Origin of the sequence: Paenibacillus sp. FSL M7-0656, from assembly GCF_038003225.1 — a bacterium.
Lineage (GTDB): Bacteria > Bacillota > Bacilli > Paenibacillales > Paenibacillaceae > Paenibacillus > Paenibacillus amylolyticus.
In genome coordinates this window covers 3,930,325-3,952,302 of record NZ_JBBOOT010000001.1, presented here as the reverse complement: position 1 = coordinate 3,952,302, position 21,978 = coordinate 3,930,325, and the positions used below count along the sequence as shown (strand labels likewise).

21 protein-coding genes and 1 riboswitch are annotated in these 21,978 nt (G+C 48.1%); of the genes, 17 read left to right on the top strand and 4 right to left on the bottom strand.

The window, feature by feature from the left end; translation table 11 throughout:
* The first annotated feature begins 2 nt into the window (after positions 1-2).
* Both MHI01_RS17530 and MHI01_RS17525 read left to right on the top strand, forming a co-directional pair.
* Positions 3-878 (top strand): sugar phosphate isomerase/epimerase family protein, encoded by an 876-nt coding sequence (locus MHI01_RS17530; RefSeq protein ID WP_036674684.1) that lies wholly within the window; start codon positions 3-5, stop codon positions 876-878.
* A gap of 12 nt (positions 879-890) precedes the next feature.
* Positions 891-1,763, top strand: coding sequence for a sugar phosphate isomerase/epimerase family protein (locus tag MHI01_RS17525; protein ID WP_340983742.1), 873 nt, complete (start codon positions 891-893; stop codon positions 1,761-1,763).
* 58 nt (positions 1,764-1,821) lie between these two features.
* On the opposite strand, the gene MHI01_RS17520 is transcribed toward MHI01_RS17525, so the two are convergent.
* Positions 1,822-2,583: a MerR family transcriptional regulator gene (locus tag MHI01_RS17520; protein ID WP_340983741.1), complete on the bottom strand. Its 762-nt coding sequence runs from the start codon at positions 2,581-2,583 to the stop codon at positions 1,822-1,824.
* A 16-nt stretch (positions 2,584-2,599) separates the two neighbouring features.
* Positions 2,600-3,475, bottom strand: a complete 876-nt coding sequence (locus MHI01_RS17515; protein ID WP_340983740.1) for a CPBP family glutamic-type intramembrane protease — start codon at positions 3,473-3,475, stop codon at positions 2,600-2,602.
* A 177-nt stretch (positions 3,476-3,652) separates the two neighbouring features.
* Here MHI01_RS17515 and MHI01_RS17510 point away from each other — a divergent pair, with 177 nt between their 5' ends.
* The 3 genes from MHI01_RS17510 to MHI01_RS17500 all read left to right on the top strand — a co-directional run bounded on the left by MHI01_RS17510 (position 3,653) and on the right by MHI01_RS17500 (position 5,116).
* Complete coding sequence (locus MHI01_RS17510; protein ID WP_340983739.1) at positions 3,653-3,880, top strand: DNA-binding protein; 228 nt, start codon at positions 3,653-3,655, stop codon at positions 3,878-3,880.
* 79 nt (positions 3,881-3,959) lie between these two features.
* Positions 3,960-4,520, top strand: coding sequence for a hypothetical protein (locus MHI01_RS17505; protein ID WP_340983738.1), 561 nt, complete (start codon positions 3,960-3,962; stop codon positions 4,518-4,520).
* Positions 4,521-4,687: 167 nt separating this feature from the next.
* The gene (locus tag MHI01_RS17500; protein ID WP_036616351.1) at positions 4,688-5,116 is read left to right on the top strand and encodes a VOC family protein; all 429 of its coding nucleotides are present in this window, start codon (positions 4,688-4,690) and stop codon (positions 5,114-5,116) included.
* A gap of 115 nt (positions 5,117-5,231) precedes the next feature.
* Here MHI01_RS17500 and MHI01_RS17495 read toward each other — a convergent pair whose 3' ends face one another.
* Positions 5,232-6,080 (bottom strand): hypothetical protein, encoded by an 849-nt coding sequence (locus MHI01_RS17495; RefSeq protein ID WP_340983736.1) that lies wholly within the window; start codon positions 6,078-6,080, stop codon positions 5,232-5,234.
* Positions 6,081-6,300: 220 nt separating this feature from the next.
* Between MHI01_RS17495 and ytxJ the strand changes: the two genes are divergently transcribed.
* The 11 genes from ytxJ to MHI01_RS17445 all read left to right on the top strand — a co-directional run bounded on the left by ytxJ (position 6,301) and on the right by MHI01_RS17445 (position 18,643).
* The gene (gene ytxJ / locus MHI01_RS17490; protein WP_340983735.1) at positions 6,301-6,840 is read left to right on the top strand and encodes a bacillithiol system redox-active protein YtxJ; all 540 of its coding nucleotides are present in this window, start codon (positions 6,301-6,303) and stop codon (positions 6,838-6,840) included.
* A gap of 110 nt (positions 6,841-6,950) precedes the next feature.
* Complete coding sequence (locus tag MHI01_RS17485; RefSeq protein ID WP_017691175.1) at positions 6,951-7,709, top strand: spr1630 family ClpXP-sensitive toxin; 759 nt, start codon at positions 6,951-6,953, stop codon at positions 7,707-7,709.
* Positions 7,710-7,741: 32 nt separating this feature from the next.
* Positions 7,742-8,938: a spr1629 family repressor/antitoxin gene (locus tag MHI01_RS17480; protein WP_340983734.1), complete on the top strand. Its 1,197-nt coding sequence runs from the start codon at positions 7,742-7,744 to the stop codon at positions 8,936-8,938.
* 120 nt (positions 8,939-9,058) lie between these two features.
* Complete coding sequence (locus MHI01_RS17475; RefSeq protein ID WP_282319706.1) at positions 9,059-9,241, top strand: hypothetical protein; 183 nt, start codon at positions 9,059-9,061, stop codon at positions 9,239-9,241.
* Positions 9,242-9,262: 21 nt separating this feature from the next.
* The gene (locus MHI01_RS30985; RefSeq protein ID WP_074096687.1) at positions 9,263-9,340 is read left to right on the top strand and encodes a potassium-transporting ATPase subunit F; all 78 of its coding nucleotides are present in this window, start codon (positions 9,263-9,265) and stop codon (positions 9,338-9,340) included.
* A 59-nt stretch (positions 9,341-9,399) separates the two neighbouring features.
* Complete coding sequence (gene kdpA / locus MHI01_RS17470) at positions 9,400-11,079, top strand: potassium-transporting ATPase subunit KdpA (RefSeq protein ID WP_445744903.1); 1,680 nt, start codon at positions 9,400-9,402, stop codon at positions 11,077-11,079.
* 208 nt (positions 11,080-11,287) lie between these two features.
* Positions 11,288-13,288, top strand: coding sequence for a potassium-transporting ATPase subunit KdpB (gene kdpB / locus MHI01_RS17465; RefSeq protein ID WP_340984873.1), 2,001 nt, complete (start codon positions 11,288-11,290; stop codon positions 13,286-13,288).
* Positions 13,289-13,349: 61 nt separating this feature from the next.
* Positions 13,350-13,910 carry a potassium-transporting ATPase subunit KdpC gene (gene kdpC, locus MHI01_RS17460; protein ID WP_340983733.1) on the top strand — a complete coding sequence of 187 codons (561 nt, stop codon included), beginning with the start codon at positions 13,350-13,352 and terminating at the stop codon, positions 13,908-13,910.
* A gap of 90 nt (positions 13,911-14,000) precedes the next feature.
* Positions 14,001-16,340 carry a histidine kinase gene (locus tag MHI01_RS17455; RefSeq protein WP_340983732.1) on the top strand — a complete coding sequence of 780 codons (2,340 nt, stop codon included), beginning with the start codon at positions 14,001-14,003 and terminating at the stop codon, positions 16,338-16,340.
* A gap of 7 nt (positions 16,341-16,347) precedes the next feature.
* Positions 16,348-17,940 carry an ATP-binding protein gene (locus tag MHI01_RS17450; RefSeq protein ID WP_340983731.1) on the top strand — a complete coding sequence of 531 codons (1,593 nt, stop codon included), beginning with the start codon at positions 16,348-16,350 and terminating at the stop codon, positions 17,938-17,940.
* Position 17,941: 1 nt separating this feature from the next.
* A complete protein-coding gene (locus MHI01_RS17445) occupies positions 17,942-18,643 on the top strand; it encodes a response regulator (RefSeq protein ID WP_091038717.1) in 702 nt (233 codons plus the stop codon).
* A 117-nt stretch (positions 18,644-18,760) separates the two neighbouring features.
* On the opposite strand, the gene MHI01_RS17440 is transcribed toward MHI01_RS17445, so the two are convergent.
* Positions 18,761-20,062, bottom strand: coding sequence for an alpha-glucosidase/alpha-galactosidase (locus MHI01_RS17440; protein WP_340983730.1), 1,302 nt, complete (start codon positions 20,060-20,062; stop codon positions 18,761-18,763).
* Positions 20,063-20,264: 202 nt separating this feature from the next.
* On the opposite strand from MHI01_RS17440, the gene MHI01_RS17435 reads away from it, so the two are divergent.
* Positions 20,265-21,092: an AraC family transcriptional regulator gene (locus MHI01_RS17435; RefSeq protein WP_340983729.1), complete on the top strand. Its 828-nt coding sequence runs from the start codon at positions 20,265-20,267 to the stop codon at positions 21,090-21,092.
* 77 nt (positions 21,093-21,169) lie between these two features.
* Positions 21,170-21,362, top strand: a riboswitch (cobalamin riboswitch).
* The last annotated feature ends 616 nt before the right edge of the window (positions 21,363-21,978 follow it).

Below are 21,978 nucleotides of genomic sequence, written 5' to 3'. Positions count from 1 at the left end.
ACATGAAATTAACGAATAAGATCGGTGTCATCGTGGATAGTTTTGGCGTAGGTGTACGGGAAGGGTTGAACAAGGCCAAAGACGTAGGTGCAGAAGGTGTGCAGATCTATGCCGTCAAGGGAGAGATGGACCCTGAAAATTTGTCACCTGCGGCGCGTAAGGAGTTGAAGAGTTACATCGATTCGTTGGGTCTCGACATTTCAGCATTGGTCGGCGATCTGGGCGGACATGGGTTCCAGGTCAAGGAAGATAATCCGTGGAAAGTAGAGAAGTCGAAGCGGATCGTGGATCTGGCCCTCGATCTGGGCACCAACATCGTCACAACACATATCGGCATTGTTCCACATGATCCTTCATCGGAAGTCTACGCTACGCTGCATGCTGCTTGTGAGGAATTGGGCCAATACGCCAAAAGTGTTGGCGCATACTTTGCCATTGAGACAGGACCGGAAACGGCTGCTGACTTGAAAGGATTCCTGGATACGCTGTCGACCAACGGAGTATCGGTGAATTTTGACCCGGCGAATATGGTGATGGTGACCGGAGATGATCCGGCGCGGGGCGTTCATCTGCTCAAGGATTACATCGTACATACTCATGTGAAGGATGGTGTGCGGCTGAAGGAAGTTGACCCACGAGACGTATACGGAGCGGTCGGTTATGCCCCTATGGATCACGATAAGATTGCCGAGATGGTCTCTTCCGGGACTTTCTTCCGTGAGGTGCCGCTGGGCGAGGGTGGCGTTGATTTTGACGGATACTTTGCAGCGCTTCAGGAGATTGGTTACACCGGTTATCTGACGATTGAACGCGAGGTTGGTCATCAACCGGAGCAGGACATTCGCAAAGCGGTTCAATTTATCCAACAATATCGATAGGGAGCTGAGCAGATGAAAGTGGGCCTGAGCACGTATAGTTTGTTGAACGATTTGAATTCGGGTGAGATGACGGTGCTGGATGTGATCGACTGGATTGCGGCGAACGGCGGCGAGCATATGGAGATGGTGCCTTACGGTTATACCGTGGAGGATAATCACGATCTGGCGGATGCGATTCGGGAACGGGCAGCGTCTACGGGTATTGAACTGTCCAACTACTCCATGCCAGCGAATTTCGTGCAGGAGACGGAAGAGGCGTTTGAAGAGGAGATGGCCAGGGTCAAAAGACATGTGGATGTCGTACACCGGATGGGTGTAAAACATCTGCGTCATGACGTCACGGCGTTTACTCTGCCAAAGGAGAAGATGACCATCACCTGGTTCGAGGAACATCTGCCGCTGATGGTGCGGGGAAGCCAGATTATTGCGGACTATGCCGCGCAGTTTGGCATCACCACAACCATTGAAAATCACGGCTTCAGCGTGCAGGCGAGTGATCGGGTGCAGCGTGTTCTGCATGCTGTAGATCGTCCGAACTTCAAAACAACACTCGATATTGGAAACTTCATGTGTGTGGATGAGAATCCGATCATCGGCGTCATGAAAAATTTGTCGTACGCTTCTCTGGTCCACTTCAAAGATTTTTACTTCCGTCCTTATGATGAGCATCCAGGTGAGGGTGAATGGTTTACGACGGCCAACGGTAACTTCCTGCGTGGGGCCATCGTTGGACAAGGTGACATTCCAATTCGTAAAATTGTAAAGCTGATCAAAGACTCCGGCTATGATGGCAACATTACGGTGGAGTTCGAAGGCATGGAGGAATGCAAATCCGCATCCAAAATCGCCATGGACAACCTGCGCCGCTTCTGGGAAGAGGCGTAACGAAGCATGATGAAACATAATAAGGGAATGGATCAAGGGCCACTTTTCGAAGTGGCTCTTATTGTTGATCATTAGGATTCTGGACTGTCCATCGGTCCAGGATCATTTCGATGTAACGCATGGTTTCCGTTGTCATACCATATACACGAGCTGACTGATCATCCCCTGGGGTGATATAATCCCAATATTTTTCTGCCAATTCTGCATTCCCTTGAAAAGCCCTTTCAGCATAATCAGAGATTCGGATGGCCAGTATTCGTGAGGCTTCGGAATCCGGAGGTTCCATCTTGCATGTATGAACATCTTTAAGAATATCAGCCCATTCCATGGATATTGAATCGTTCTGATTATTCAGAGGTAACGATTCCATTTCTTCAGGTGTAAAAACATCTTGACGGAACTTGCCCTGAGGCTGATCCAGTTCACGGATGAAACCCAGCATCTCATCCAGACTGATTTTACCGGAGGCTCTGATGGCATATATAGTTGAAAAAAGAAGATGCTCGACCTTGCTTAATCTCTCCTGCTGTTCCTTAACGACGGCCAGTTGTTGTTCCAACGTATTATTCCATAAAGTGAGATTACTCTCTGGTTCAGAGCGAGTAGCATCCTGATCGAGGAATTCTCCAATCTCATTCAATTTAAAATGCATTTTCTTCAGAATGGTAATCTGCTGAAGCCGTAAAATATCCTTTTCACCATATAAGCGATACTGATTGTTCTCATTACGGGCCGGTCGCAGTAAACCCAGCTTCTCATAATAATGCAGTGTTCGGATGGATACTCCGGTATGTTTGGATAGTTGTCCTACGGTATACAACAGGCAGATCCCTCCCTCATGATTTATGTATTCTCCACCAGCGCCATGCATTGAGCACCGCCAGAATGATCCCACCGACAAAGATTATCATCATATACAAAATAAATATTTCGGCCAACCCGTTATCTTGCGCGGTATAGTTTAAGAATGCCGGTCTATCACCTGGCATAACAACGAATCTGGCTACTTCCAGGTAAGCGACATGAAATCCGATGGAGGCCCATAAAGATCCGGTCAAACTGCGCAGAAGCTGTAACGTAATACCATAGGTCAAGAGCAGGATCATATAATCCAAGGTTATCCGGTTTCCGGCATCCATACCGACGAGCTCTTGCAATAGGCTGACAGTCATCGGAACCAGCAGAAAGAGTATGATTTGAGTTACATAAGCGAAAAACACAGGAAGTCGCAGTCTGGAGCGTAATCCATCATAGACCATGCCTCGCATGGATAGTTCCTCTGGCAAAGCTTCGTACAAGAAAGCAATACAACTATTAAGTGCAACAGCAAGCAAGAACTCGGCTGAGAAGTGCCACTCCGTAATCGTAATCCAGTTGTTCATACTAGCTATCGCTAACCCGATGAAGGCCAGAGAAGTGGCAAATAATGCGCCAAAGAGCAAGTGAATTATGCTTTTTCCTGTCAGAGGAAGAAGAGCGGACTTCATATGGAAGTGTCTTCGAATGACGAATAGTACGGGCAAGACGATACTAATAATGACAACAGCTTGGGTGAGATGAACCATCCAATCAGCAGCACCAATAGTGCTGACAAACTCCCCTGCGAGTGTAGCAAAAAACAGACCCAATGTCATCGTTAACCAACTCATTCCAATAATAGCTATTCCACTACTGCGTCGTTTCTTGATTACATGTTCAGGTGACATACTCATGCTAATCCCCTCCTGAAGCCAGTATAAACCCTCGAGTTAACGTCAGGGTCAAGCAGGAAATATGCCTATCAGAATATGGTTCTGCGCAAGGATTAAGTTACGAGCAGCACAAGTGTGGTATACTGGATATATTCAGCCTGATAATAACTGGCTATGGATAGGAGATGTCACTGATCTATGCAGGTATTCGAGGACTGGAATCAGAAAGTAAAGAGGACGTTTAATGCTACGAACCCCGAGGTAGTGTTGACGGTATCGGAAGCTGGAAGTTTGCTTGGTTTGACCAAAGACCAGATGAAACTGTACGTGGACAAGAACAAACTAACGAAGGTCCCGATCATGAGAAGTGTTCACCGATACCTCTTATTGAAAAGTGAAATAGATAACATCGTTCAAGCTCTATAACTTCATAGGATTGAACACAACCATTTTACCGACAGGATTCGGGAGAGTGGTCTTTTTTTTATCTGAAAGGGGACGGAACGTGCTGAATAAAGTGTCAAATTGGTTCTATCAGCGGGTGAATTGGAAATGGGTTGCAGCTGCGGTTGTTGTTTTTGCCTGTTTCATTGCATTTATTCTGCCCTGGCAGGCGGCAAAGTCGGAGGAGGCCACCGGTGGAGGGCAGTCCCCGGATTCCTCTTTTCTGTACACGGCGGATGATCTGTATCAGATGGCTGAGCATTATGGTGAAGCAGGGCGGAGCGCCTATATTCAGGCACGGTTCACATTTGACCTCATATGGCCCTTGGCCTATCTGTTTCTTTTGGTTGTTCTGTTATCGATACTATATCGCGACCTTCCGGTAAAGAGTAGCTGGCGCTGGGTGAATCTGATTCCGGTCTTAGGTTGGGCTATGGACATGCTTGAAAACATAGGTGCGTCCCTGATCATGCATCGTTATCCTGAACGTACGCCTGTGCTTGCTGAACTCACTCCGATATTTACCCTGTTGAAATGGTGTCTGATCTATGCCAGTTTTGCAGCACTGGTTCCGGGTGTTCTGATCACGGTTCTCTACTATATACGCAGGCGCAAGAAGTAGTGGAGAGAGGGATGGATTAAGAATATGTTGGTAACCCTAATCGTGTAAAGGTCCGCAGTGATGAGTGCAGAAATATACGCTTGTCAAAGAACAATCTGTTCATATATACTCATGTCGCAAGTGGCGTGAATCGTATAATTACAAGAGCCCAAGGAGATGAAGAACGCATGTCGATCAGCTTGAATGTGTATCTGGTTACAGACGGTAATGGACGTGAAGCGGTAGATTTTTATCAAAAGGCATTTGGAGCCGAAGTGCTCGCGCTTCAAACATTTGGCGACGGTCCATCTGACCCGAATCACCCCATCCCGCCAGAAGCGAAAGACCGTATTATGCATGCTTCTTTGCAGATTGGTAGCTCAGTATTAATGTTGTCTGATACGTTTCCAGGTATGCCGTACACTGTAGGTAATCATGTTACGGTTACGGTGAACACGGATACGACGGATGAAGCCAAAGCGATTTTCAACCAGTTGCAAGACGGTGGCGAAGTGAAAATGCCGATACAAGAAACGTTCTGGAGTCCAGCCTACGGTTCGGTTGTCGATAAGTTTGGCGTACAGTTTCAGATCAGTGCTACGCCGGGACAAGCTTAAGAGTGTACTCTTCGCTAATATAGCCTACAAATGGCAAAACCTCCGCGATCTGCTTTGAGCAGTTGTGGAGGTTTTTTTGCTTTTTTTGTAATGACTCGTGATTAATCTTCCTTGATTAGTCTTCCTTCTGAATCTTGGAAGGATTGTTGATTTTATAGGGAACCGGGTTACGTGTCAGCTTTTTCTTGATAATTTTCGCTTCAAACGTGATAACATCTCCCACTTCCAGTTCCTGTTTCTTAACGGTGGCACTGTGGCTTGACCAGGCTTCCCCAACATCAATGACGTCTGGCTCCGTAATGGTAACTGCTTCATAGATGATGACTTCATCGTCATTGTCAGAGAAGTGATTCGGTACGGTGGTGAACTCTTTGACAACGGCACTCATCTTCACTTTGCCTTCGGGCAGATCAATCTTGACGCTCTTAGCTTTGCTCGCTGTTTTGGCTTTAGGTTTGGCTTCACTGGCTGCATCAGACTGAGGTCCAACATACTCTTCTACTAGCCCATCCGGATCACCCTTCATCCCCGAGGAGAATTCATCTGTGTCCGTGTCGTCCGAATCATCCAGATCCGACGGAATTTCATCCGGATTATCTGGAGTTTGCGTAAGTTCAGCAGGGGTAACTGGTACGACTGTATCCGAAGTTGAGGGTTCTGTGCTGCGATCTGACCCGACATTACTTATGCTTCTGGCGCTGTAACTGGACGCTTGCATTTCCTTCAGATACGACGGGTGAATACAATGCTTTTGTCCATTATCCAGTTGAATAACGGCTGCCATGTGATCCACATATCCAATGATGGTACACGGCATGTTCAGACCGTTTCCTTTATAATAGAACGTTTTGAGTTTGGTCGCTTTACCGGAAAGCAGGCCCCACTCCTGACATTTCTCAATCAGTTCATCTTCGTTATCCAGCGCAATAAAATCCTGCGGTTCAATCATAAATGCGTATGTCATATGGAATTTCCGCCCTTCCAATCCATTCTTCATGTTCATCGTTTCCAAATTACAACCAGTGTATCACAAATGAGCATTTTGCATAAATCGAAACGCTGAAATCTGTACTCGGAGATGAAGATTATCAACGCCTGCTAACAGAGGCCTATGCTATAATTTGATCAGAATGTAAGGTGGGAAGGTTGCCTTGATATACATATTTCAGGAAGGGAAGATCTGCATGAAGAAAAAAGTAAATCATCAAGGTGTATGGCTTGCTATAGGTGTTGCCATGGGAGTCAGCATTGGTACGGCTACGAAGCAGCTTGGACTCGGGATTGCTTTTGGCTTGGCGCTTGGCATAGTGATTGGTTCGGTGGTTAGCAAACGTGCAGGGTCAGACTCGGAACATATGCTCAGCGAACATGTCCGTGAATTGCACAAACCAGATGACTGGGAAGACGCGCTGGATTGCTCGCAGGATCATCCGGTGCTTATCCTGAAACACAGCACGACTTGTCCAACCAGTGCGAGAGCGTACAGAGAGTTTATGGCGTTTGTAGGCACCCATGCATCAGATCCCAAACAACCTATGGACTACCGCATCGTCAAAGTGATTGAAAATCGCTCGTTGTCCCGTCACATTGCGGAAGAGACAGAGGTTCACCATGAGTCACCACAGGTACTTCTGCTCGATCAGGGGCAAGTCGTCCATCATACCTCTCATGGCAAAATCACGAAGAAGAGATTATTGCAGTGGGCGCAGAATCCATTTGGATAAATAGTATGAGATAGGTTTACTTTAAAAATATCAAAAAAAATCATATCTTTGCACACGAACTTCGATTAAAATATAACTTGTCTTCATATTTATGAATCGGAGTGATCTATATGGAACAATATAAGTTCAAGTCGGAACATAGTCAGATGCTTGTTGATGCTATTGTTGAAGGATACCGCGAATATATTGATCACCGTAAAGATCGGAAGAGAAACATGAAGATTAGTTCAGCCTTTGCCTGGACAAAGGGAAATTTTATTGAGAGCAAAATCGCAGATTATTGCGGTGAACAAGGATTCACTCACAAGAAATCCAAAGCAGGTTTAACATGGGATTATCTCCAGTTCACACATGAAGAATCAAAAGTTCTGTTTCTGATAAAGAACGCAGCCTACTTTAATGAGAATAGTTTTTCCAGTGCCAAGCTACCTACGGGCGTTGACAACAAAGGTGCTTTCCGTACCTATTTACACGATCTCTCCAAGATTAATAACGATCTGGAATTTTCTTTGATTCAACCACGCCGTAATGAACATGGTGAGTTGGAGAGGGTTGAGCAACTTTCTTTTCCAATCTCAGAGAGTCAGGTCAGCCGTGTGAAAGAAGAACTTGAACATCTTGCATCTACATATAATGAGTTTCATATACTCACTTATGCTATTGATGATGCATACCAAATTTCGAAGGTTCAGCATTATCTGCCTAATCCGCATGATAATATCGCTTATTTTATAGAAGATTTATCAGACCTCATCTCTGGTGCTGAACTGGATGATAGTGAACGGGAGGCGCTTACGCCTGATGTGGAAGATATCGTTGATCCGGCAGCTTATGATATTGAAATTTTGGAAGGAGAACAGCGGGGGTGATTCCCTGTGTCGTTCAGTAAGGAGGGAGCAGCATGTTCATTGGTGAAAATTTGACCAATTTGCGGATCATGCATGGTTATTCGAGAAAACAGCTCTCTGAACAATTAGGTGTGACAGAACAAGCAGTCTGGCAATATGAAAATGCTTATACCTCTCCGAAGGTGCCAATTGTGAATGAGTTGAAACGCATTTTCAGTGTAAAAAGCAAGTATTTTTATACGAAAGATATGCTTACACAGCGTAATAACGCAGCCAACATTGATGTTATGAACATTGCCTATCGTTCGAAAGTGATGAATGTGATATCCAAGACACAGACAGAAGCAAAGCATGTAGAATATCTGGACACGTTCATTAATTATATTACCGCTCAGATCAGCCTTCCCACACTGAATATTATCCAATTGCGGGAAGAGGCAATTGAGTATATGAACCATACAGACGATGATCGTACGACTCAGATCCATTATGTTGCCCATCTTGCGAGACAACGGCTGAATATGGAGCCATCCACGAATGAGAACCTGATGTTCCGGATCGAAAAAAGTGGTGTATATGTTTTTGAAAAAGCGATTGGTGAAGAAATTGATGCGTACAGCCTTTGGACACGAAATGATCGTCCGTTTATCATACTGGGCAACATCAAACGTTCTGCGGTTCGTAGGAATTTCGATATTGCACATGAACTTGGTCATTTGTTGCTTCATTATCGTCTTGAATTTGTCAATCTGGACCGAAAAGAACACAAATTGATTGAAAATGAAGCTAATCTGTTTGCGGGTGCATTTTTATTGCCCGAAGAAGAGTTTTCATCGGACATGAATGAGATCACTTATAAGACGAATCCCGATCTATATCTTGATTTGAAAAATAAATGGAAGACTTCCCTACAAGTGCTGGGATACAGAGCAGCACATCTAGGAATGATGGAAGCTAAGGATCATCGTAATTTCTATGCGGCGATGCACCGAAGAGGATATCTGGAAAAGGAGCCTTTTGACAGGGAGATTCCACTTCAAAAGCCGATGCGAATTAAAACCATTATTGACCTGCTTTCCAATAAAGGTCTTGTGGATATCCGTTATATGATTGAGGAGGATTGGAAAGTGGAAACTTCCTTCTTTCATCATATGACAGGAATAAACACCGACTTTTTTAACAAGTACATGACGAACAAGCCACAAACTAGTATTAAAAATGTTAGGGAAATGCCTACACGTAGCTCTTGAAATGACGGGTAGGTAATAGATTGGCACGTAATGGATTGCTCCGTATAAAATGATGATAAACCCGTTCTTTTCAGCCTTTAGCTGAGGAGAGCGGGTCTTTTTTACGTTTTTTTTACACCCATGGAGGAATTTCTTTACCCCTTTTTTACAGCGTTTCATATTACGATTTTACATGTAGCAGGTGCAGAAAACGGTAGAGAGAGGGAGGAAGGGCGCATGGTGAATGATGCCACGATGATTGGATTGGTTGTGCTGCTGTTTGCGGTGTTTTGGGGATTCGTGAAATTCTGCGAGAAGGCTTGAGGGTAGAGAGGGGGATGCCAAATGATCGTCATCGGCATGATTGTACTCGCACTGGTGATATATCTCGGTTATGTGCTGGTGAAGCCGGAGAAATTCTGATGCTGACAATGTGCGTAATGCACGAACAAGTGAACGTCGAATAGGGAGGAAATGCGGATATGGGTATCGGTGTAGTGCAAGTAGCGGTGACGCTGCTTATCATCCTGCTGCTGGTGAAACCGGTGGGAAAATATATAGTGAACGTGTTTGATGGACAGCGAACGGGGTTGGATCGGATTTTTGGTGGACCGGAGCGACTGCTCTATCGAGTAATGGGAGTACGCGAGAACGAATCCATGGGGTGGAAAAAGTACCTAATGGCTGTTCTTCTCTCCAACTTTGTAATGTTGGTGTTGATGTTTCTGGTGCTGCGGCTGCAAAAGTATTTACCGCTCAATCCGGATGGCATCGGCAAAATGCCAGCGGCGCAGGCATTTAATACGGCCGTATCCTTCATGACCAACACGAACTGGCAGTCGTATACGGGCGAGAACGCCTTGTCGTATCTGTCACAGATGCTGGCCGTGACGTTTCCGATGTTTACGTCGGCAGCAACGGGATTTGCAGTGGCTATTGCGTTCATTCGCGGGCTGATAGGCCGCCGGGATGAGCTGGGGAACTTTTACGTCGACCTTGTACGGTCGATTACGAGAATTTTTTTACCGCTGAGCTTCATCGTGGCCTTGTTCCTCGTGTTCCAGGGGGTGCCTCAGACACTCGCGGGAGCGGTGAACGCAACCACGCTGGAAGGCGCGCAGCAGACGATCTCACGTGGACTGGTCGCCTCACTGGAGTCGATCAAACACATCGGAACGAATGGTGGCGGCTGGTTTGGAACCAATGCTGCACATCCATTCGAGAATCCGACGGCCCTGAGCAATCTGGTGCATATTGTCTGTATGATGTTGCTGCCAACGGCACTGGTATACGCCTTCGGTTTGATGGTCAATAACCGGAAGCAGGGTTGGGCATTGTTCGCGGCGATGAGTTTTCTTTTCCTAGTGATGTTGACCACCGTATTTGTCTCCGAATATCGCGGTGTACCCGCGCTGGATGCAGTAGGTCTTCAAGGCAATATGGAGGGGAAAGAGGTTAGGTTCGGCATACCGGAGTCGGCCTTATTCACAGCGGTCACGACGGCGGCTACAACAGGTTCAGTCAACAATATGCACGAGTCGCTCACTCCGCTTGGAGGTCTGGTGTCACTGGCTCAGATGATGCTCAATAACGTGTTTGGGGGCAAAGGGGTAGGGCTGATCAACGGACTGCTGTATGTGATTCTGGCTGTGTTTATCTGTGGATTAATGGTGGGACGGACACCTGAGTTTCTGGGCAAAAAAATCGAGGGCAAAGAGGTGAAGCTCGCATCCATCGCCTTGCTCATTCATCCTTTGATTATTCTGGGGCCAACGGCAATCGCGCTTATGCGGCCCGAAGCCATTGCGTCCATCTCGAACGGGGGCATGCATGGCCTGACTGAAGTTCTCTATGCTTTTGCCTCGGGTGCAGCCAATAATGGATCGGCCTTTGCAGGACTAAATGCCAATACAGACTTTTACAACATCGCGATTGGTATCGTTATGCTGCTGGGAAGGTACGTTTCGATGATCGCCATGCTGGCTATTGCGGGTTCACTCGCCACCAAACGGGTTGTGCCTGTAACTACGGGCACGTTGCGGACACACACACCTCTATTTGCTGGCATTTTGGTCATGATGATCATTGTAGTTGGTGCGCTTACGTTCTTCCCGTCGCTTGCCCTTGGACCGATCGCAGAGCATCTGGCAATGATTCAATGAGAAATATGACAGGGGAGCAACAGAGGAATTGGTATAAGGACGTAACGTACGGAGGTGGCAGTGCACGATGAATGCAGTCGAACGAAAGAAGGAGCAGACGATGCAACACATGGATACAGAAATGTTTAGAACGAAGGGCAATGAGCCGGATAACAACCGAGGTAATATTCAACGTGATCCCGGATCGAAACGGTCGTTAAGCAAGGATATGATACTTCAGGCTTCACTCGATGCGTTCAAGAAACTAAATCCGATGTTCATGATCAAAAATCCGGTCATGTTTATTGTCGAGGTTGGTACATTCATTACGCTCTTACTCTGCATCAATCCCGATCTATTCACCGCATCCGAGGCTGGGCGCGGGTACAACATTGCCGTGTTTTTCATTTTGCTGTTCACGCTGCTGTTCGCCAACTTCGCGGAGGCACTTGCAGAAGGCAGAGGTAAGGCTCAGGCGGATACGTTACGCAAGACGAAGTCGGACACCCTGGCCAATCTGGTGCAGAAGGATGGAACAATCCGGCAAGTGTCTTCGACCCAGTTGAAAAAAGGCGATATGGTCCGTGTGGAAGTTGGTGAACTGATCCCGACGGACGGTGAGATTATGGAAGGCTTGGCCTCCATTGATGAATCGGCCATTACGGGAGAATCCGCCCCGGTCATCAAGGAAGCAGGGGGAGATTTCTCCTCCGTTACCGGAGGGACCCGCGTCGTGTCCGATTACATCGTCATGCGTGTTCAGACCGATCCTGGGGAGTCATTCCTTGACCGGATGATCTCTCTGGTTGAGGGTGCTCAGCGCCAGAAAACACCTAATGAAATCGCGCTGACAACCCTGCTCGCCGTTTTAACCCTGATCTTTCTGATCGTCATTCTAACAATGGTCCCGATGGCGAATTACCTGGGTATTCGACTGGATCTGGCGACCCTAATCGCACTGCTCGTCTGCTTGATCCCAACCACAATTGGTGGATTACTGTCTGCCATTGGTATTGCCGGGATGGACCGTGTTACGCAGTTTAATGTGCTCGCCATGTCGGGTAAAGCGGTGGAAGCAGCCGGGGATATCGATACGTTGATTCTGGACAAAACGGGGACGATCACATACGGAAACCGTATGGCATCTGAATTCATTCCAGTTCAGGGCATTACTTCATCAGAGATGACGAGGGCTGTTTTACAGGCTTCTGTGCGAGATGAGACCCCGGAAGGGCGTTCTGTTGTGGAATTGGCAGGCAAACAAGGCCAAAGTTGGTCTGAGACGGGGTATGCCAATGCGGAAAATGTGGAGTTCACGGCAGAGACCCGGATGTCTGGTCTGAATCTGATCAGCGGAATGAAGATCCGCAAAGGAGCGGTGGATGCAATCAAACGTTATATTGCTTCCGAAGGAGGCCGTATACCGGGAGATCTGGATGAGATTGCAAATCGTATTGCGAAGGCCGGAGGCACGCCGCTTGCTGTTGCCATCGATGAACGAATCTACGGTGTGATCTATCTGAAAGACACTGTGAAGCCAGGGCTGAAGGAGAAGTTCGCTGAGATGCGCGCCATGGGCATCAAGACCATTATGTGTACAGGCGACAATCCGCTGACCGCAGCAACCATAGCGCTGGAAGCGGGCGTGGATGATTTTATTGCGGAAGCGAAGCCCGAGGACAAGATTGCGGCGATCAAAAAAGAACAGCAGGAGGGCAAGCTCGTCGCCATGACGGGCGACGGTACCAACGATGCTCCTGCTCTGGCGCAGGCCGATGTGGGCCTGGCGATGAATTCGGGCACCATGGCGGCCAAGGAAGCGGCCAACATGATTGACTTGGATTCCGACCCGACCAAGTTATTGTCGGTTGTCTCCATTGGCAAACAGTTGCTGATTACACGCGGCGCACTGACAACCTTTTCGATATCCAATGATATCGCGAAGTATTTTGCGATCATTCCAGCCATGTTCATTCTCGCTATGCCGCAGCTTCAGGCGCTGAATATTATTAATCTGGCTTCGCCGCAGTCCGCGATCCTGTCGGCGCTCATCTTCAACGCTATTATTATTCCGCTGCTTATTCCCATCGCGATGAAAGGGGTTAAGTATCGGGCGATGTCAGCCGAACGACTGCTTGGTCGCAATGTGTTCATCTATGGCGTAGGTGGTGTGATTGTACCTTTTATCGGCATTAAGCTGATTGACATGGTTCTGTCGGGATTTTTTTAACGAGATAACAACCCATATCAATATTGTCCTTCTATCCTAATGAAATCAGGAAGTGATCTGTATGAACATGTTCTTGACCGCCGTACGGTTATCCGTTGTGCTTATGCTGATATGCGGCTTAATCTACCCGCTTGTAACGACTGGCGTAGCTCAACTTCTCTTTCCTGCGCAGGCGAATGGAAGTTTGATTACGCAAGATGAGAAAATCATCGGCTCGTCCCTGCTGGCGCAGGAAATCCAATCGCCGGGGCTGTTCCAGCCCCGGGCATCAAATGCCAATTATGATCCAACGGCTTCAGCCGGTTCAAATCGCGCCGTAGCCTCGGAGGAGTATATCGGCGAGATGAAAGAAAAGATTGCTCAGCTCCAGCAGGAAAATCCGGGATTGAAGCAGATCCCTGCTGATCTCGTGACGGGTTCAGGCTCTGGACTTGATCCGGATCTCTCTCCCGAAGCCGCTGAGGCACAGATCCCGCGCATTAGCGAAGCTACCGGGCTTAGTGAACAGCAGCTTGTGCAACTTGTAAATGAGCATACGGAAGGCCGTCAGATGGGTATATTCGGGGAACCACGTGTGAATGTAACGGCTCTGAATCTGGCGCTGACAGCAGAACTGAACTAACGAACGAACATATTAGCCTGCTCACGATTATCGGGAGGGGCTTTCTCCATTTTTTCTTCATATTTTTAAAGGAAAGGGGGAGTGGGACGGATGGAAGACAGCTTCAAGCGCAAGTCACCGGAAGAGATGTTGAAGATGATTACGAAGTTGCAACAGGGTACGCTCAAAATCTACATCGGCCCAGTCAGCGGATCGGGCAAAACGTATCACATGTTGCGGGAAGGGAACACGTTGCGCCAACAAGGCATTGATGTGGTCATCTGTGCCGTGTCCACGATGCGCAGACCGGAAACGGTAGAGCAGCTTGGCGCACTCGAACGGATTCCAAGCATTCACTGGTTACGCGAGAGTGATGATGTAGAGATGAAGGATCTGAACTTGGATGCACTATTGGCACGTAATCCGGAGGTTGTGCTGGTGGATGGTTTGGCACATCGCAACAGAGAAGGTGCTCGGTATGCTACCCGGCTGGAGGATATTCAGTTTTTGCTCCGAAACAACATCAGTGTCATGACAACGGTGAATGTGTATGAGCTGGAAGGCTATACAGAGCTGGCACGACAACTTACGGGGATCGCAGCAGAATATACGGTGCCTGCCGATACATTGGAGCTTGCGGATGAAGTGAAGCTGATAGACGTCACACCAGAAACCATACTGAGCCGTCTGGCAGAAGGTCATCTGAAGGGGCATGAGGGAGAAGCAGTTTTTCGTCAAGGTAATCTGGGTATTCTGCGCGAACTGGCCCTGAGATTGGTTGCAGAAGGGGTGAATGAATCCCTGCGCGAGCATCGGGAGGAGATGGGAATTACCGTCACAACAGGCATCATGGAACGGATTCTGGTGTCCACGCAATATCATTGGAACGGCTCCATCTATATCCGGCGTGGACAACAGATTGCCAAACGGCTGAATGGTGATCTGTGCGCCGTGGTTTTTCGGAATATGAAGCAGCCATTAACCAAGGAGGCAGCCGTATTTAGGCGCAATATGATCAAGCTGGTGGAGAAGTTTGGCGGCCATATGGAGGAACTGTCCGTATTACACCGTCGCAACATCCCGTCTACGCTGGCACGTTACGCCATGGAGCACCAGATTACCCGTATTGTGATGGGACACTCCCGGCGTACACGCTGGCAGGAACTGTGGCAAGGGTCTGTTGTTAACTCGCTGTTGCGCAAATTACGTGGTGTCGATCTGTTTCTGGTTGCTGATCGAGCGGCAAGAGAGGGTGAACGTGTGGTTCCGGCTAAAGTTAACGATGTGGAGTCGCTGACATACCGCAGACTAAGCGAGCAGGAAATGAAGGAACAGATTGGTCAGATTCAGCGCGGCACATTCAAAATATATATCGGAGCTGCACCAGGTGTAGGCAAAACCTACATGATGCTGCGGGAAGGCAATGATTTGCTCCGCAAGGGCATCGATGTGCAGATCGGCTTGCTGGAGACACATGGGCGGGCAGAAACCGTGGAGCAGATGGGCCACCTGTCTGTGATCCCTCGCGCGAAGCGCGTTTATCAGGGAACTCGTCTGGAAGAGATGGACACGGAGGCCATTCTGCATCTTTGCCCAGAAGTGGTGCTTGTGGATGAACTGGCGCATACGAATGTACCCGGGAGTGTTCGGCAAAAGCGTTATGAAGATGTCCTGCTCCTGCTGAATGCGGGCATCTCGGTGATTACCACAATGAACGTACAGCATCTCGAAAGTCTGAATGATGCCGTTGAACATATTACTGGTGTTCGTGTCCGCGAGACCGTACCCGATCGGATCATTCAGATGGCGGATGAGGTGCAACTGATTGATGTGGCACCCCAGGCCTTGCGGCAGCGCATGAGGGAGGGTAAAATCTATGCAACTGCCAAGGTCGAGCAAGCCCTTGCGAATTTCTTCAAAATCGGCAATCTGATTGCCTTGCGAGAACTTGCCCTGCGCGAACTGGCGGACGATGTCGATGAACGGCTTGAAACACAGCAGGCCAAAATTGCACTTCGAGGACCTTGGCGCAGACAGGAAGCGGTCTTTGTATGTGTAAGCAGTGATCGTCATGCCGAGCGGCTGATCCGGCGCGGATTCCGCATGGCTTATCGTCTAAAAGCCATCTGGCATGTACATCATATCCACATCGGTGAGTCCATGAGTGACGAAGTGAAGTGCCATCTGGAAGCGTTGGAGCAGCTGACAATTCGGCTTGGTGGTCAATTTCATATTCATCACAGTCCAAGACTGCGCGATGTACCTGAGATTTTGGCAAGAAAGGCATCGAAGGCAAGAGCAACCCAGCTGGTGGTCGGGCAGGCAAGACGGGTGTGGTGGCTGAATGGCTATCGCGGCTCAGGGTCGGTGGTCAACCGACTTGTACGCTTGTCGCGGCATCTGGATGTATTAATCGTTGCAGATTATGATTATGAACTGAGCGGGATGTGAATGGATATTGTCTGAACAAATAAAAAAAGAAACGCAGGCAGCCCACGGGAAACGGGTTCCGGCATATGTATGGGTGACCCTCGGGGTGACGCTGCTAACTTTACTGCTTCATGCCATCGGCATGAGTGGTGATTTGGTTAATGTAGCGCTTATATATCTGTTTCCCGTCCTGGTGAGTGCCGTGTATTGGGGAATGGGGCCAGCTGTATATGCCGCGAGTTTTAGCGTCATTATGTTTGACTTCTTTTTTGTCCCGCCATATTTGAGCTTTACGGTTGAGGATTTGAGATATCTCATCTCCTTTGTTGTATATCTTGCGGTGGCGATCCTGACAGCCAGTCTTGCAGGTCGATTGCGACAACAGTTGGAGATGGTAAAAGCACGCGAGGCCACGACTAACTCCCTATACGCATTGAGTCGTCAGATGACAGCTATTACGGATCTGAATACATTACTGGTTAACATTGCAACCCAAGTATCGCTTACCATGGGTAAGCCAGTAGCTGTGTATCTTCCGAATGGGCAGGGTGATCTGCTGGTTACAAGCTCTTCTGCACCCGCATCAGAAGGCGAAAAGGATGGCTGGGGAGATGGAGAGTCGGAGATTGCCATTGCCAAATGGGTGTATAATCACGGACAGATCGCTGGTAAAGGATCATCCACATTGCGGGAATCTCTCGGGCTATATGTGCCGCTACGCACAGAGGAGCAGATTCATGGCGTGCTCGCCGTAAGCATGGACGCTGGCGAGATTCATGAGCAGCAAGAAGAGCTTCGTCTGTTGGAGGCATGCGGAGGACTGGCCGCAGGTGCTATTGCCCGAGTGAAGCTGGCGGAAGAGGCCAGATTGGCGCAGATTACTGCTGAATCAGAGCGCATACGCACAGCGCTGCTGGATTCTGTCTCTCATGAATTGCGTACACCCCTAACCGCCATTATCGGCTCGGCTACAGGATTGTTGGAGAATGATACGCTTTTTACACCCGAGGATCGGAGAGAATTAACAGGCAACATTCGGGATGGAGCCTTGCGTATGAATCGTCTCGTCACGAATCTGTTGGGTATGGTTCGGCTGGAGAGCGGCATGTTGCAACTGAACCGGAAATGGTGTGACGTGGGAGAAATCATTAGCGTTGTACTGACACAAGTTCGGGGATTCAGTCCGCATCGCAACATTCAAGTTGACCTGCCTGATGACCCTGCCTTTATCTACGGAGATGAAGTGTTACTGGAGCAGGTGCTGGTCAATATCGTCAGCAACGCCATCAAATATTCGCCTGATGAGAGCCAGATTGTCATCACTGTGGCAAGCGATAAGAGTACAGATCAATTGACGATCTGGGTAGCTGATCAAGGCATAGGTATACCGGAAGCGGAAAGATTGCGTATATTTGATAAGTTCTATCGCTCAGAGTCGACTCAACATGTCACAGGAACGGGGCTTGGTCTGGCAATCTGCAAAGGCGTTGTGGAAGTCCACGGAGGTACCATTGTGGCAGAGCCGAATCCGGGCGGGGGAACGAGAATGCGCATAGATATCCCCATGGAGGCTCACGGATCGTCGTTTTCCTATTCAGAACAAGGAGAGGTTGAAGAATAACATGAACGCACCACTAGGGGCTCGCATACTGGTGATCGATGATGAGCCGCAGATTCGCAAATTGCTCAAGGTCACCCTTCAGGCACACCAATTCGAACTTCACGAGTGTGGGGATGGCGAGGAGGGCGTTATTCAGGCCAGTATTGTACATCCGGATTTGATCATCCTTGATCTTGGTTTGCCGGGCATGTCTGGCATGGAGGTCCTTCGCCGGATTCGCGAATGGTCGCAAGTGCCGATTATAGTGCTGACAGCGAAGGATCAGGAGGGAGACAAAATTGCCGCGTTGGATGGTGGTGCAGATGATTATGTGACCAAACCATTTGGAATGGGTGAGTTGGTCGCCCGTATTCGGGTGGCGCTGCGTCATGTAGCCAAAACGACGGATGAGCCGATACTGCACTTCGGATCACTCACGATTGATCTGGCCCAAAGGCAGGTCGAACTGGAGGGGGCTTTGGTCAAATTAACCCCAACGGAATATGAGATGCTGAAGGTGCTCGCCTCGAATGCGGGGAAAATCATCACCCAGCGTCAGCTTTTGCAGCAAGTATGGGGAGGACATCATCATGAGTCCGACAGCCATTATCTTCGGGTATATGTGGGACATCTGCGTAAAAAATTAAATGAAGATCCAACGAATCCGCGATATATTCAGACGGAGCCTGGCATTGGTTATCGCTTTTTGCTCCCTGCCGAGTAAGGTTCAACGCAGAGGGACATTTCTTAACAATAATGTGATGCACGCTTCAGCGGGTGAGCACTATGGAACGAACAAAACACCGTCCCCTTTAGCTGCAAAGGAAACGGTGCTTTTATATTATGACGTGTATTTTGGCAACCAGTCGCCGTGAGCCTCAATCAACTCATCACACATCGCTACGATGTCATCGATAGACAGTTCGGCAGCCGTGTGTGGGTCAAGCATGGCAGCATGATAGATATGTTCTTTTTTACCAGTGATTGCCGCTTCAATTGTCAGCAGTTGCGTGTTGATGTTTGTCCGGTTCAATGCCGCGAGTTGTGGAGGCAGATCCCCAATGTACGTAGGGCTTATTCCTGAGCCATCGACCAGACAAGGTACCTCGACACATGCCTCGCGCGGCAGGTTCGTAATTAGTCCGTTGTTCATGACGTTGCCGCCAATTTTGTACGGGTTATTCGTCTCCATCGCTTCGATAATATGCGATGCGTATTCCCGGCTGCGGGTATGTTCAATATTTTCGCTGGCAAACAGCTTGGTACGCATTTCTTTCCAGCCTTCAATCTGGTTCACACAGCGACGTGGATACTCATCAAGCGGAATGTTGAAGCGTTCAATCAGCTCCGGGTAATTCCGCTTGATGAAGTAAGGGTGGTACTCGGCATTATGCTCAGAGGATTCCGTTACATAATAGCCAAAACGCTGCATCAGCTCAAAACGAACCATGTCGTCATGCTGTTCCTTCTGTTTTTCCTTCGCCAGACGTTTAATCTCAGGGTACAGATCCTGCCCATCTTTTGTGACTTCAAGCAGCCATGCCATGTGGTTGATGCCTGCAATTTTGGCTACGACACCCGTCTGATCGATCCCCAGTGCATCAAACAGATGCGGTACACATACCTGCACACTATGACACAATCCTACGGTTTTGATCCCACCATGCACATTCATGACGTTGGTAAGCACGGCCATCGGGTTGGTGTAGTTCAGGAACCACGCATCTGGACATACTTCCTGCATATCTCGGGCGAAATCCAGCATGACCGGAATCGTCCGTAAGTTACGGAAAATTCCGCCGATACCGAGTGTGTCTGCAATCGTTTGACGCAGTCCGTATTTCTTCGGAATCTCGAAGTCCGTAATGGTACATGGATCATATCCACCGACCTGGATGGCGTTGATGACATATTTGGCTCCGCGCAGCGCTTCTTTGCGGTCATGATATACGTTCACGATGCAACGACTTCCGAGTGAACGGGCCAGACTGGTCAGCAAACGCTCTGAATCGCTCAAACGTTCAGCATCGATATCAAACAATGCCAGTTCAAAATCCTGCAGTGCTTCGGTCATCATGACATCACCCAACACATTTTTAACAAAGACGGTGCTGCCTGCACCGAGGAACGTAATTTTATTCATTTAAGTTTAGCCTCCCTGAAAAATGTTGTACCCCAACTATAGGCCGATTCGGCGCATATAACTATGGCTCAACCCCTTTCAAACATGTCATAATCCCATTTTTGTTCCCGCTTTCAATTAATATGGAAGCAATTTAGCTGTTATAATATAAATAGATTGAATGAAGAGATAAGCGGAACGAAGTCAGGATGGAGGGCGAAAAATGAGTCGCATTGAGATGAATGTGGTTCCCGCAGGCTGGACACAGATGGAGCTGATTTTGTTGTTTTTTGGGTGGGAGGCATGTGACCCTGCGCATTATTGGGGACCGGGTGTACGTGATTCTTACATTGTGCACTACATCCATGAAGGACGGGGCACCGTGTACATGGGGGATCAGGAGTACAATCTGACTCAGGGACAGGGTTTTGTCATTCTCCCGGACACACTTATACATTATGAGGCAGATCCGCAGGAGCCCTGGACGTATTCTTGGTTTGGTTTTAAAGGCGTACAAGCCAAAGCATTCATGCAACGTGCCCAATTGAGCCCGGAGCGTCCGATATATGATGCTCAGGATACCAATACGATGGAACAGTTGTATACGGAGTTGGTCCAGGCTTCTACGCGTCCGGGGGGCGATGTGATGAATCAGAGTCTCTTGTACCGCTTGATCGCAGAATTAATCTCTTCTTCACCTGTGGAGGAAGAAATCGGACAGCTCCTTTCGAACAAAGAGACGTACATCCGGCAGGCGGTGCAGTTTATGGAGAACAGATACAGTCAGCGGACCTCCATTCTGGATATTGCCCAAGCTGTGGGGCTGGATCGCACGTATCTATCGGGATTGTTCAAAGAGCGATATGGCATGTCGCTACAGTCCTTTTTCCTGGAGTACCGTATGAATCGTGCTGCCGAACTTCTTCAGAATCCAGGGCTGTCGGTAAGTGAAGTGGCCCATTCGGTTGGCTATACAGACCCATTACTGTTTTCCAAGATGTTCAAGCGAGTGACGGGTGTGTCTCCGAAGGGTTCGCGAAATCGAGATTAGACGCATCTAGTGTTTCAGATTTAAAAGAAAAGTTTTGATCATTAAACGTTGTCCCGCTTTACTGATACAGAAGTGTAATTGAATATGTAGAACTTGGTGCTTTGCCCGTCAGGGTGGAAGCTTAATAGGGAAGTCCGGTGTGATACCGGCGCGGTCCCGCCACTGTAACAGAGGAGTCAGGTAGCGATAATCCACTGGTTTAAGCCGGGAAGGAGCTGCAAGTGACGATGATTCTGGAGCCAGGAGACCTGCCAGGTTTTACAAACACAGTAGTACCCTACGGGAGATAGGAAGGTGTTTAGAAAGCATGATTTTTTCTGGAAATCTGTTTGTTTAAGGCGTCCTCATCCAGTAACACGGAGATGGACGCTTTTTTTGATAGAATTTATAAGTTTTCAGCGGAGCTGTGGATGAAGAACATCATGGCACATAAATAAAGTTTTGGGGAAGGACGTTAGAGCACTTGAGCAGATATATCGTTAAACGATTATTACAACTCGTAGTCGTATTGTTCGGCATCACGTTCCTGCTAACCTACCTGTCTCCTGGAGAAAGTCTGTCAGGATAATACTAATGTGCGGGTTTTCTTTATAGTCTAAGTAAGGTTATAAAAAGAGAATGATGCAAGAAGGGTTACCCCAGAAGTCCATAGATGACTTTCAGGATAACCCTTTTGTTGTATAACAGGCATGTTGTGTGTAGTTGGGATGTGACACTGGAATCACTTGTGAATGCTTCATCTTATGTCTGCAGTTCACCTATGTCATTGAGTACACCGTAGTTTTGTGAAGGCTGCATAGTATTTTATCTGCCCCTCAAGTCTATTTCATAATATATTTTTTGATTGCTTCATTGGGTGATTATCGCTATAAAGACAGTCAGTCTA

Excerpts from the sequence above, each read along its gene's own strand:
- MHI01_RS17530 (WP_036674684.1), top strand. The coding sequence starts at position 3 with ATGAAATTAACGAATAAGATCGGTGTCATCGTGGATAGTTTTGGCGTA.
- MHI01_RS17525 (WP_340983742.1), top strand. The coding sequence starts at position 891 with ATGAAAGTGGGCCTGAGCACGTATAGTTTGTTGAACGATTTGAATTCG.
- MHI01_RS17515 (WP_340983740.1), bottom strand. The coding sequence starts at position 3,475 with ATGAGTATGTCACCTGAACATGTAATCAAGAAACGACGCAGTAGTGGA.
- MHI01_RS17510 (WP_340983739.1), top strand. The coding sequence starts at position 3,653 with ATGCAGGTATTCGAGGACTGGAATCAGAAAGTAAAGAGGACGTTTAAT.
- MHI01_RS17500 (WP_036616351.1), top strand. The coding sequence starts at position 4,688 with ATGTCGATCAGCTTGAATGTGTATCTGGTTACAGACGGTAATGGACGT.
- MHI01_RS17495 (WP_340983736.1), bottom strand. The coding sequence starts at position 6,080 with ATGACATACGCATTTATGATTGAACCGCAGGATTTTATTGCGCTGGAT.
- ytxJ (WP_340983735.1), top strand. The coding sequence starts at position 6,301 with ATGAAGAAAAAAGTAAATCATCAAGGTGTATGGCTTGCTATAGGTGTT.
- MHI01_RS17485 (WP_017691175.1), top strand. The coding sequence starts at position 6,951 with ATGGAACAATATAAGTTCAAGTCGGAACATAGTCAGATGCTTGTTGAT.
- MHI01_RS17480 (WP_340983734.1), top strand. The coding sequence starts at position 7,742 with ATGTTCATTGGTGAAAATTTGACCAATTTGCGGATCATGCATGGTTAT.
- MHI01_RS17475 (WP_282319706.1), top strand. The coding sequence starts at position 9,059 with ATGGAGGAATTTCTTTACCCCTTTTTTACAGCGTTTCATATTACGATT.
- MHI01_RS30985 (WP_074096687.1), top strand. The coding sequence starts at position 9,263 with ATGATCGTCATCGGCATGATTGTACTCGCACTGGTGATATATCTCGGT.
- kdpA (WP_445744903.1), top strand. The coding sequence starts at position 9,400 with ATGGGTATCGGTGTAGTGCAAGTAGCGGTGACGCTGCTTATCATCCTG.
- kdpB (WP_340984873.1), top strand. The coding sequence starts at position 11,288 with ATGATACTTCAGGCTTCACTCGATGCGTTCAAGAAACTAAATCCGATG.
- kdpC (WP_340983733.1), top strand. The coding sequence starts at position 13,350 with ATGAACATGTTCTTGACCGCCGTACGGTTATCCGTTGTGCTTATGCTG.
- MHI01_RS17455 (WP_340983732.1), top strand. The coding sequence starts at position 14,001 with ATGGAAGACAGCTTCAAGCGCAAGTCACCGGAAGAGATGTTGAAGATG.
- MHI01_RS17445 (WP_091038717.1), top strand. The coding sequence starts at position 17,942 with ATGAACGCACCACTAGGGGCTCGCATACTGGTGATCGATGATGAGCCG.
- MHI01_RS17440 (WP_340983730.1), bottom strand. The coding sequence starts at position 20,062 with ATGAATAAAATTACGTTCCTCGGTGCAGGCAGCACCGTCTTTGTTAAA.
- MHI01_RS17435 (WP_340983729.1), top strand. The coding sequence starts at position 20,265 with ATGAGTCGCATTGAGATGAATGTGGTTCCCGCAGGCTGGACACAGATG.